Genomic DNA, 9,700 nt, shown 5'->3' with positions numbered 1-9,700 from the left:
CACCCGTCCCCGCCCGCATTACAGGTACCACGCAGGGAGGCAGTACACTTTCCACCATGGCCATCGCTCCCGCCCCGCGTTCTCCCAAGAAGCGCGCCCCCCTGTATGAAGAGGTGGCCGAACACGTGCGCGAACGCATCTACGATTATCGGCTGCCGCCGGGTGAGTGGATCGACGAGCCCGCGCTGTGCAAAGAACTGGGCATCAGCCGCACCCCACTGCGCGAAGCGCTGAAGCTGCTGGCCGCCGAAGGCCTGGTGCAGATCGATGCCGGTCGTGGCGCGCGGGTCACCCGGCTTACGCTGGAAGACCTCAACCAGCTGTTCCCGGTGATGGCGATGCTGGAAGGCCGCTGCGCGCATGAGGCGGTCCGGCATATCGATGATGCCGGGGTACAACGGCTGGAAGACCTGCATGCGGCGATGGAAACGGCCGCGGTCGAGGGCAACATCGCCGAGTACTACCGCAACAACTACCTCATCCACGAAACCGTGCAGCACTATGCCGGCAACCCGTGGCTGATCCGCATCACCCATGACCTGCACCGCATCCTGAAGATGCACCGTGGCCGCCAGCTGCTGACGCCGGGCCGTACCGCCCAGTCGCTGGCCGAGCACCGCGAACTGATGGAGTGTTTCCGCAGGCGTGATGCCGCTGCTGCCGAACGCACCATGGAGCGCCACCTGCTCAGCCAGGGCCAAGCGCTGGCCGCCTATGTCGCCGCTGGCGGCCTGCTGAACGTGCCGGCGCCGTTGCCCACCGAAGGCGGCGGCTGAACGGATGAGGCTGCCGGCCAGCGACGTCTCATCAATCGCCGCCACCGCAGCTGCCGCTGTCACCGCCCCCTCCGCTGTCGCCGCTTCCGCAGTCGGAACTGCTGTGGCTGTGATGGCTGTGGTTGTCACCGGAATACCCACCGGAGCTGTCGTAGCTTGCGCCCCCCTCCCCGCGGCTTCCCGAGCCATCGGCAGTGGCCACCGCCATGCACAGGATCGCGCCCACCAGCGGCAGCAGCCAGACCAGCAGCAGCTGTACCGCCCGGCCGCCCGCCGAAAGCCCTTCACGCCTAATGATCACCGCGGTGGCCACCACGTTCAGGCCCAGCACCAGCAGGACCAGCAGAAGGGCAACGATCAGCATGCGGCGGCTCCGTGCCTGGACGTGGGGGCATTATGGCCTGCCCCCCCGGCATTGGCCCTGCCTGTCATGAAGATGGGACAATGTAGAGCGCGCCGGCCTGCCCTCGGGCCGCCGGCGCCCCCCGCACTACACGGAAGAAGAAGAACAACAACATGCTGAAAGTCATTTTCGATACCGACCCGGGCGTCGACGACGCCCTGGCCCTGCTGTACCTGCACAAGCACCCGCAGATCGACCTGATCGGCGTCACCACCACTTTCGGCAACGCCTCGGTGGAGTCGACCACGCACAATGCGCTGTACCTGAAGCAGGCCTGGGGCTTTGCCGCCCCGGTCGCGCGTGGCGCCGCTGGCCCGCTGCAGCCGGAAGCCACTCCGGAAGCCTGGCCGGTGCATATCCACGGCCACAACGGCCTGGGCAACCATTCGGTTCCGGCTGATCTGGACGTGGCCGCTGATGCGCGCTCGGCCGCGCAGCTGATCATCGACCTGGTCCGCGCCCATCCGGGCGAAGTGACCCTGGTCGCGGTGGGCCGCATGACCAACCTGGCCCTGGCCCTGCAGCAGGCACCCGACATCGCCGGCCTTGTGCGCGGCGTGGTGCTCATGGGCGGCGCCTTCCATGTCAACGGCAACATCACCCCGGCCGCCGAGGCCAATATCTGGGGCGATGCCGAAGCGGCCGATGTGGTGTTCACCACCGATTGGCCGGTCACCGCAATCGGCCTGGACGTGACCACCCGCGTGGAAATGGACCGCGATGGCCTGGATAAGCTGGCCGCCCTCGGCGGTGCCGATGCTGAGCTGGTGCGTGCGCTGTCGCAGGACTACGTGGACTTCTACCTGCAGGCTGGCCACAAGGGCATGGTCGTGCACGACTGCTGCGCCTGCATCGCGCTGACCCGTCCGGAGCTGTTCCAGTTCGAGCGTGCCAGCGTGCGCGTGGCCACCGACGGCGTTGCCCGTGGCATGACCATTCCGAAGCCGGAAGGCATGGGCTTCGGCCCCAGCGTGTGGGATGGCCACGTGCTGCAGTCCGTCGCCATCGGCGTGGATGCGGCCGCGGTACTGGCCGACATCGAGCAGACCCTGAAGGTCTGATCGGCTAGCGTCTGGCCCTGCCCGGGACCGTCTCGGGCAGGGTCCACAGCACCGGCAGCACCAGTACCGCCACCAGCGCGATCATCGCGCCCGGTGCCGCCGCCCAGCCGCTGCGTTCCACCCACCACTGCGCCAGCCACGGCGTCGTGCCGCCGAACACGGCGGTGGCCATGGTCACGCCCAGTGCCAACCCGCTGACCCGGCCTTCGCCCGGGAACTGCTCAGCCGTGGCCGGGGCCGCGACCGCACTTACACCACCGGCCACGCAGGCCAGCAGCACCGCCGCCAGCGCGATGCCCCACACCGAGGCCTGCGCCATCCATGCGAACAGCGACAGCGGCAGCAGCGCCGCCAGCAGCGTCAGGCCCAGCAACATCGGCCGGCGCCCCACGCGGTCAGACAATGCACCGCACAGCGGGGTGATCACGATCACCGCCACCGCCGCGATCGTCGACAGCCACAACGCGTCGCCTTCGTCATGCCCCTGCGCATGCAGGAACGCCGGCACGTAGGTGATGCCCACGTAGTAGGTGATCGAGCCCAGCGCCGAGATCGCGAAGGTGCGCGCCACTGCTGCGGGATGGTTGCGCAGCACATGCCGCAGCGGCGTGGCGGGAATGCTGCCGTCGCGCCGCTGGCGCTCGAACTCAGGCGATTCGTGCATGCCCGAGCGCGCGACCAGGATCACCAGCGCCAGCGCGGCACCGACGAAGAACGGAATGCGCCAACCCCAGCTGTCCAGCTGTGGGGTGGGCAGCAGCGCGACAGTGAGCGCGGAAATCGCCACCGCCAGCAGCGCACCCACTTCACTGGCGGCCGACGCCAGCGAGGTCACCAGGCCACGTCGCCGCACGGGTGCGCTTTCCAGCAGGTAGGCCACCACGCCGGTGTACTCACCGCCGACCGAAAACGCCATCACACAGCGCAGCACCAGCAGCAGCACGCCGGCGGTGGCGCCTGCGGTGACGGCGGTCGGCAGCAGCGCGGTAGCCAGCATCGCCGCCGCCATCAAGGCCATGGAGGCCAGCAGCATCCAGCGCCGGCCGAGCCGATCGCCAAGATGGCCAAAACACAACGCGCCCAGCGGGCGCATCAGGTAGGACACCGCAAAGCCGGCCAGTGTCACCAGCAGCGCCTGTTCGCCACCGCCGAAGAACACCCGCGACAGCACCGTGGCGAAGTACAGGTACAGGGTGAAGTCGTACCACTCCACTACGGTGGACAGGCCGGCCACCCACATCGAGCGCTGCCGCGCCGCGGTCATTGCGTGTTCGCCTTCAACAGCCTTGTCCCCGTGGGTGCAGGTTCCAGGCAGGGTGTCACGGCCGGGGTGAAATGCCGGTCATCGGCCATCCATCGGCTGCATGTACTGCGTCTGGTGACCGGTGAAGCGCTCACCATCAAAGCCGAAGCAGAACCGCCCCTCCTCGAACGCGCGATAGACCAGCAGCGCGCCATCCAGGCAGAACTGCTGCTGGTCCACGCCCGTTTCCAGGGTTCCGTAGCGGCTGGCGTCCCCGCCCTTCTCCGCTGGTCCGGTAAAAGCATCCACCGGCAATGGCGTGACACGACCCGTACGGGTGTCGACCAGCACCACCGAGCGCTGGAAGAACTCGGGGCGATCATCGATCTGCACCAGCAGGTAGTGCTGGCTGAAGTTGGGCGTCTCGTTCCTGAGGGCGTCCTCAATGCGCGCCACGTGCTGCGCATCGCAGAAATCGACCGGGCTGTAGCGATAGCTGCAACCGTCATGGTCGTAGGGCAGGTTCATGCCGGAATAGCTGGTGCTTCCCTCGCTGTCCACGTCGTACCCCAGTTCCGGCGTGCTGCACAGCAGCCACGAGCGCTGCGCATCCTCGGGATCGGCCATCAGCTTCGGCTCGCGTCCCGCCTCGTAGGCCGCACCGCCCGGGAAATCCTGCCCGAACTGCTGGCGGACGATCGAGCGTACCTTCTCCAGCGGCAGGCCGATCTTCGCCCCACGGAACGAAACGAACGTCATCGTCGGAAGGATCACCTCCTCCACCGGCAATCCTTTCCATTGCCCCCGCACGCAGAACGTGGCGATCTCGTTTTCCTCATCCACCTTGCAGGATTTCGGCGCGTTCGCGGCCAGCCAGGGATGGGCCGGGCGATCGGTCTGAAGGTCGATGTACCAGCCGTCCAGCGCACAGGTCGGCAGCGCATCCAGCAGCGGAGACAGGTCGGCGCTGGCGGTCGGCATCACCGCCGGTGGGGCTGCAGGTATCTGTTCGGCCGGTACGTCCGGCGAGCGCTGGCAGGCCAGCAGCAATCCTGCGCTGATCAGCAGCGCGACATGGCGTGCGTGCCCGATTGAAGGATGGCGTCCCTGCATTGCGTGGTGCTCCCTGGTTTCAACACTCGCTGCAGATGATCGCTGATCCCGGTGCCATGCAGGAACGTCGCAGATCCCACATCGGGGTCAGAGCCCTTTGCTCCCGCAAAGGGATCCGATCCTGCCAGTTACCCGGGCAGCTGCAATTCGGCCCGCAGGCCACCGCCCTCACGGTTGTGCAGCCGCAGCGAGCCGCCCAGCGACTGCGCCAGCTGCTCGGCGATGGCCAGGCCCAGCCCGGTGCCACCGGTATCGCGGTTGCGCGAGCTTTCCAGCCGATGGAACGGTGCCAGCACGGCCTGCAGCTGGTCCTCCGGGATGCCGGGGCCGCGGTCGGACACGCTGATCCACGGCCGGCCTGCTGCATCGCGCCCCGCCTCGATCTCGGCACTTCCGGCGTAGCGCAACGCATTGTCGACCAGATTGCCGACCACCCGCCGCAGCGGCTGCGGCCAGGTCTGCAGGGTCAGGCCTGTGGGCGCGCCACCACTGACCGCCTTGCCCATGTCTTCATAGTCGCCCACCACGCTGGCCAGGAACGCGCCAAGGTCCATCGCCACCGGCGCGCCGCTGGCTACGTGGCTGCTGCGCGCATAGGCCACGCCTTCGCGCACCAGTTGTCCCAGCTGGTCCAGGTCATCCAGCAGGCGCTGCTGGGTGGCATCTTCGGGCAGGGTCTCCACGCGCAGCTTCATCCGCGTGATCGGCGTCTGCAGATCGTGCGAAATGGCCGCCAGAATCTGCAGCCGCTCACTGACATGGCCTCGGATGCGCGCCTGCAGCGCATTGAGAGCGGCTGCGGCCGTGCCCACTTCGACAGGGCCGTCTTCGGGCAGCATCGGTGCGTCCTTGCCAGGCTGCAGTTGCTCGACGGCGTGCGAGAGTTGCCGCAGCGGGCGCAATGCCAGCCGCACCGCCAGCCAGGCGCATACCAGCAGCAGGGCCAGCTGCACCAGCAGCACGGCCGGGAGCCAGCGCGCCAGCGGCAGGCCCGACGGTGTGACTTCGATGGTCAACGGTGAACCGTCGTGCAGGCGCAGCTCCACTTCAAAACGTTCCGGCAGGCGTGCCACCTGCCGCGCCTGCAGCGGATAGCGGTGTTCCAGGCTGTCATCGATGATGGCGGTGACCTGGCGCGCACGATCGGTTTCCAACGCCGGGCCGGCCTGTGCCGGGCGCAACAGGTAGCGGTAGGTACGCCGCTCCAACCGCGGTACCCAGGCCTGGCGCTGGTCGGCCGGCAGGTGTTCCAGCAGGGCTACGCTCACTGCTACATCCTCGTCCAAGTTGCGCAGCATCATGCCGCGGGTGGATTGGTAGCGTTCGTAGAACAACAGGCCGAAGGACAGCGCATGGGCCAGGATCAACCCGCCCAGCAGCACCAGCAGCAGGCGCGCCGACAGCGTGCGCGGCCACGGCAGGCGGCGCGCGCGGGCGTTCATTCCTCCGGCCCCAGCAGCTGCACCGGCACGCTGAACACGTAGCCTTCGCTGCGCACGGTCTTGATGTAGGTGGGCTCACGCGCGTCATCGCCCAGGCGCTGGCGCACGCGGCTGACCAGCAGATCGATGGAACGATCGAACAGTTCGGCATCGCGGCCCTGGGTAAGGCTGAGCAGCTGGTCGCGGCTGAGCACGCGGTTGGCATGGTCCAGGAACACGCGCAGCAGGCGGAATTCGGCGCCACTGAGCGGATAGGCGGTGTCCTGCGCATCCAGCAGATGGCGTGCAGTGGTATCCAGCCGCCATTCGCCGAACGCCAACTGGCGGCCGGCTTCGCTCACCTGCAGGTTCGGCGGCAGCATCTGCGTGCGGCGGATCACCGCATTGATGCGTGCCAGCAGTTCGCGCGAGGAGGACGGCTTGGTCACGTAATCATCGGCGCCCATTTCCAGGCCAATGATGCGATCGGTTTCATCGTCGCGCGCAGTCAGCAGCACCACCGGCACCGCACGATGCTTGCCTGCACGCAGGTTGCGGCACAGGCTCAGGCCGTCCTCGCCGGGCATCATCACGTCCAGCACCACTAGGTCCACCGCGTGGGTATCCATCAGCGCGCGCATCGCACGGCCGCCATCGGCCTGGCTGACGCGCAGGCCGTTGCGCTGCAGGTAGTCGGCCAGCATCTGGCGGATCTCGCTGTCATCGTCGACGACAAGGATGTGCGGTACGTGGTTCATTGCGTTCTCGATGAAGACGGAGGTCAAGGCCGCGCGGCGCGGCCATGGTAGCGCGGCTCAGGGGCTGGCCAGCAGGCGCTGGATCTCGCTTTCGGTACGTGCGTAGTCGCCTTCGCCGTAGTGGCGGTAGACCACCTTGCCCTGCCGGTCTACCAGGTACAGCGCCGGCCAGAAGCGGTTGCCCCAGGCGTTCCAGATCCGGTATCGGTTGTCCTGCACCACCGGCCAGGTGATGTCCAGCCGCGCGATGGACTTGCGCACATTGCCGGGCAGGCCTTCGTAGGCGAACTCCGGTGTATGCACGCCGATCACCTGCAGGCCCTGTCGCGCGTATCGTGCATGCCACTGGTGCACATGCGGCGCCACGTTGAGGCAGTTGCTGCAGGTGTAGGTCCAGAACTCGACCAGTACCACCTGCCCTCGCAGTTGATTCAACGCGAGCGGTGGGCTGTTGTGCCACGGCCCACCGCCATCGAACCCGGCGGCAGGAGCGGCCTGCGCCGGCTGCGCGCCGGCCTCCGGGCTGGGCCAGGCCACCAGCAGCGCCGCCCCACCCAGCAGGCCCAGCGCCAATGGCAGTGCGTACGCACGCAGCGCGGCCATCGTTCAGCCCCCCTGCTCGGCCAACGGCAGTTCGGCGGGCTTCACGCCTGCGGCTTCCAGGATGCTGTCAGCCACCTGCGCCGGGTGCGAAAGCAGCGACACGTGGCTGCTGCCGATCGATTGCAGTTGCGCGCCAATACGCTTTGCGGTGGCAGCCTGCAGCTGCGGTGACAGCATGCGATCATCACGGCTGAGCACATACCAGCTTGGCTTGCTGCGCCATGCTGCGGTGGTCACCGCCTCACCCAGCGCGCTGGCCTTCAACGGCACCTGCGTGCTGTACAGCAGAGCAGCGGCCTTCTTCATCACGTCCGGTGCGAAATCCTGCGCAATGGCATCGGCCGGCAGGCTCAGGTAGCCGTCCTTTTCCTGCAGGCGGGCCAGGCCCGGGCCGACCGGATAGCCCTCGCCCTGCTGTGCCGATGACTGACCCGCATCCGGTGCGAACGCGGCCACATACACCAGCGCCTGCACCTTGGGGTCGTTGCCCGCTTCGGTGATGACCGTGCCGCCCCAGCTGTGGCCGACCAGTACGACCTTGCCGGGCGCGGCGGCGATCGCGCGACGTGTGGCGGCCACATCGTCGGCCAGCGAGGTGAGCGGATTCTGCACGGCCACTGCAGGCAGTTTCCAGTCATGCAGGGTGGTGATGACCTTGTTCCAGCTGGAGCCATCGGCGAAGGCGCCGTGGACCAGGATGACGGTGGGCGGCGTGCTGGCATCGGCATCGGCGGCGAACGCGGGCGTCGCGACGCCGGCAAGGGCGAGGGCAGCGGCGAGCAGGGTGGTACGGATCATGGGTAGCGCTCCGGTGTTGGGAGTGGCCATTTCCGCCTGTGGGTGTATCGCTGCTGTTTCGCTGCGGCGCCGAGTTGTACCGGACTGTAGGGCGGCGGCCGGTTCCTACAGTCCGATACATTCGGCCGCCGGGCATGGCCCGGCGAACGCCCGACACGGCGTCTTTGTATCTGACTGTACGAAACCCCTGCAGCGGCCACAGTCGCTGACAAAACCCCGGGCAACGGCACACGTTGCCGATACCTGCGTGGCTCGAAATGGCCTCCATCGACCACTGGCCCGCAGGACACCACCATGATCAGCACCGCCTCTTCCGTGTATACGCCCCGCCTGGACGCCGTCGGCCGCTGGCTCTCGCCATTGGCGCTGCGCACCCTGCTGGCCTGGGAGTTCTTTGAATCGGGCCGCGAGAAGCTGGGCGGACAGAACTGGTTCGCCGACCTGGAAGGGCGTTTCCCGTTCCCGTTCTCCACCCTGCCTGCGTCTCTCAACTGGCAACTGGCCACCTGGCTGGAACTGGTGGGCGCGGTGATGCTGTTGCTGGGTCTGGCCACGCGCTCGGTGGCCTACGTCTTCTGGGTGCTGACCCTTGTTGCCATCGCCGCCGTGCACTGGCCGGACCAGTGGAACGGCCTGGGCGAACTCTGGCAGGGCTACGCAATCACCGATCAGGGCTACGGCAACTTCAAGCTGCCACTGCTGTTCCTGGCCATGCTGCTGCCGCTGATCCTCAACGGCGGCGGTGCACTCAGCCTGGACCGCGTGCTGACCGGCCCGCAGCGCGCCGCGGCGGGCAACGACGGCCTCGGCTGGGGCGTGAGCCTGATCGCCCTGCTTCTGCCGGTCGCCGCGCTGCTGCCCGGTATCGGCTTCGGTGGCGCACTGCTCGGCGGCGCCCTGCTGGTGGGCTACGTACTGCGCCGTTGCCGCAACGCCTGATCCGCTTCGTTCCTTCACCGCGCTTCTTCCCTTCGTTTCCGTCGCCTTCAAGCGGCGTCCATCCCGCACGCCCTGCGTGCCAATCCCAAGGAGTCATCACCATGTCCGTCTCGACCAAGAACACTGCTGCTTCCCGTCTGCCGCGCATCGGCGCCATCGGTATCGCCCTGGCCGGTGGCCTGCTGCTGGCCGGGCAGGCCGCCGCGATGCAGCCCCTGGCCATCGGTGCCGTGGCCATGAGCACCGCGGCCGAAGGCAAATGCGGTGAAGGCAAGTGCGGCGCCAGCAAGGCCGCCACCGGCAAGCCTGCCGGCAAGGCCAAGGTGGCCGAAGGCCAGTGTGGCGAAGGCAAGTGCGGCGACGCTTCGTTTGCCCGCACCGACCGTGACCACGATGGCCGGGTCTCGCGTGCCGAGTTCAACGCCGTGGCGGCCAAGCGCGCCGCCGAATTCGACCGTATCGACACCGACCACGACGGCTACATCAGTGAACAGGAAGCGCACGACTACCTGCGCAGCGTCTATACCGCCCACGGCAAGCCGATGCCGAAGGGCCTGTTCTCCCGCGTCAACGACTGATCGCCCT

Annotated in this window: 11 protein-coding genes; 4 read left to right on the top strand and 7 right to left on the bottom strand. The window is 67.7% G+C overall.

The genetic code is table 11. From position 1 onward, the window contains the following. The first annotated feature begins 56 nt into the window (after positions 1 to 56). Positions 57 to 776 (top strand): GntR family transcriptional regulator, encoded by a 720-nt coding sequence (locus tag D7Y61_RS01705; protein WP_180864732.1) that lies wholly within the window; start codon positions 57 to 59, stop codon positions 774 to 776. A 31-nt stretch (positions 777 to 807) separates the two neighbouring features. Here the strand turns inward: D7Y61_RS01705 and D7Y61_RS01700 are convergent, their stop codons facing one another. Further along, positions 808 to 1,140 (bottom strand): hypothetical protein, encoded by a 333-nt coding sequence (locus tag D7Y61_RS01700; protein ID WP_180864731.1) that lies wholly within the window; start codon positions 1,138 to 1,140, stop codon positions 808 to 810. A 152-nt stretch (positions 1,141 to 1,292) separates the two neighbouring features. Here D7Y61_RS01700 and D7Y61_RS01695 point away from each other — a divergent pair, with 152 nt between their 5' ends. Continuing rightward, the gene (locus D7Y61_RS01695; RefSeq protein ID WP_180864730.1) at positions 1,293 to 2,240 is read left to right on the top strand and encodes a nucleoside hydrolase; all 948 of its coding nucleotides are present in this window, start codon (positions 1,293 to 1,295) and stop codon (positions 2,238 to 2,240) included. Between the two features lie 4 nt (positions 2,241 to 2,244). Here D7Y61_RS01695 and D7Y61_RS01690 read toward each other — a convergent pair whose 3' ends face one another. The 6 genes from D7Y61_RS01690 to D7Y61_RS01665 form a co-directional block, all read right to left on the bottom strand. Next, positions 2,245 to 3,504 carry an MFS transporter gene (locus D7Y61_RS01690; protein WP_180864729.1) on the bottom strand — a complete coding sequence of 420 codons (1,260 nt, stop codon included), beginning with the start codon at positions 3,502 to 3,504 and terminating at the stop codon, positions 2,245 to 2,247. Between the two features lie 78 nt (positions 3,505 to 3,582). Beyond that, positions 3,583 to 4,596: a hypothetical protein gene (locus D7Y61_RS01685; RefSeq protein ID WP_180864728.1), complete on the bottom strand. Its 1,014-nt coding sequence runs from the start codon at positions 4,594 to 4,596 to the stop codon at positions 3,583 to 3,585. 128 nt (positions 4,597 to 4,724) lie between these two features. After that, positions 4,725 to 6,038 (bottom strand): sensor histidine kinase, encoded by a 1,314-nt coding sequence (locus D7Y61_RS01680; RefSeq protein WP_180864727.1) that lies wholly within the window; start codon positions 6,036 to 6,038, stop codon positions 4,725 to 4,727. Continuing rightward, on the bottom strand, positions 6,035 to 6,775 hold the full coding sequence (locus tag D7Y61_RS01675) for a response regulator (RefSeq protein ID WP_180864726.1): 741 nt from the start codon (positions 6,773 to 6,775) through the stop codon (positions 6,035 to 6,037). Before D7Y61_RS01675 ends, D7Y61_RS01680 begins: the two co-directional genes overlap by 4 nt. Before the next feature lie 57 nt (positions 6,776 to 6,832). Further along, positions 6,833 to 7,378 carry a redoxin domain-containing protein gene (locus tag D7Y61_RS01670; protein WP_180864725.1) on the bottom strand — a complete coding sequence of 182 codons (546 nt, stop codon included), beginning with the start codon at positions 7,376 to 7,378 and terminating at the stop codon, positions 6,833 to 6,835. Between the two features lie 3 nt (positions 7,379 to 7,381). Continuing rightward, positions 7,382 to 8,176, bottom strand: a complete 795-nt coding sequence (locus D7Y61_RS01665; RefSeq protein ID WP_180864724.1) for an alpha/beta fold hydrolase — start codon at positions 8,174 to 8,176, stop codon at positions 7,382 to 7,384. Between the two features lie 294 nt (positions 8,177 to 8,470). On the opposite strand from D7Y61_RS01665, the gene D7Y61_RS01660 reads away from it, so the two are divergent. Together D7Y61_RS01660 and D7Y61_RS01655 are read left to right on the top strand one after the other, a co-directional pair. Continuing rightward, the gene (locus D7Y61_RS01660) at positions 8,471 to 9,115 is read left to right on the top strand and encodes an HvfX family Cu-binding RiPP maturation protein (RefSeq protein WP_180864723.1); all 645 of its coding nucleotides are present in this window, start codon (positions 8,471 to 8,473) and stop codon (positions 9,113 to 9,115) included. 101 nt (positions 9,116 to 9,216) lie between these two features. Then, positions 9,217 to 9,693, top strand: a complete 477-nt coding sequence (locus tag D7Y61_RS01655; RefSeq protein WP_180864722.1) for an HvfA family oxazolone/thioamide-modified RiPP metallophore — start codon at positions 9,217 to 9,219, stop codon at positions 9,691 to 9,693. Positions 9,694 to 9,700 lie beyond the last annotated feature (7 nt).

This window comes from Stenotrophomonas maltophilia (assembly GCF_013464485.1).
Classification (GTDB): Bacteria; Pseudomonadota; Gammaproteobacteria; order Xanthomonadales; family Xanthomonadaceae; genus Stenotrophomonas; species Stenotrophomonas maltophilia_AW.
The sequence above is the reverse complement of the archived record's forward strand: the minus strand, read 5'-3'. Positions and strand labels throughout refer to the sequence as shown.

Excerpts from the sequence above, each read along its gene's own strand:
- D7Y61_RS01670 (WP_180864725.1), bottom strand. The coding sequence starts at position 7,378 with ATGGCCGCGCTGCGTGCGTACGCACTGCCATTGGCGCTGGGCCTGCTG.
- D7Y61_RS01660 (WP_180864723.1), top strand. The coding sequence starts at position 8,471 with ATGATCAGCACCGCCTCTTCCGTGTATACGCCCCGCCTGGACGCCGTC.
- D7Y61_RS01685 (WP_180864728.1), bottom strand. The coding sequence starts at position 4,596 with ATGCAGGGACGCCATCCTTCAATCGGGCACGCACGCCATGTCGCGCTG.
- D7Y61_RS01695 (WP_180864730.1), top strand. The coding sequence starts at position 1,293 with ATGCTGAAAGTCATTTTCGATACCGACCCGGGCGTCGACGACGCCCTG.
- D7Y61_RS01655 (WP_180864722.1), top strand. The coding sequence starts at position 9,217 with ATGTCCGTCTCGACCAAGAACACTGCTGCTTCCCGTCTGCCGCGCATC.
- D7Y61_RS01680 (WP_180864727.1), bottom strand. The coding sequence starts at position 6,038 with ATGAACGCCCGCGCGCGCCGCCTGCCGTGGCCGCGCACGCTGTCGGCG.
- D7Y61_RS01675 (WP_180864726.1), bottom strand. The coding sequence starts at position 6,775 with ATGAACCACGTACCGCACATCCTTGTCGTCGACGATGACAGCGAGATC.
- D7Y61_RS01700 (WP_180864731.1), bottom strand. The coding sequence starts at position 1,140 with ATGCTGATCGTTGCCCTTCTGCTGGTCCTGCTGGTGCTGGGCCTGAAC.
- D7Y61_RS01665 (WP_180864724.1), bottom strand. The coding sequence starts at position 8,176 with ATGATCCGTACCACCCTGCTCGCCGCTGCCCTCGCCCTTGCCGGCGTC.
- D7Y61_RS01705 (WP_180864732.1), top strand. The coding sequence starts at position 57 with ATGGCCATCGCTCCCGCCCCGCGTTCTCCCAAGAAGCGCGCCCCCCTG.
- D7Y61_RS01690 (WP_180864729.1), bottom strand. The coding sequence starts at position 3,504 with ATGACCGCGGCGCGGCAGCGCTCGATGTGGGTGGCCGGCCTGTCCACC.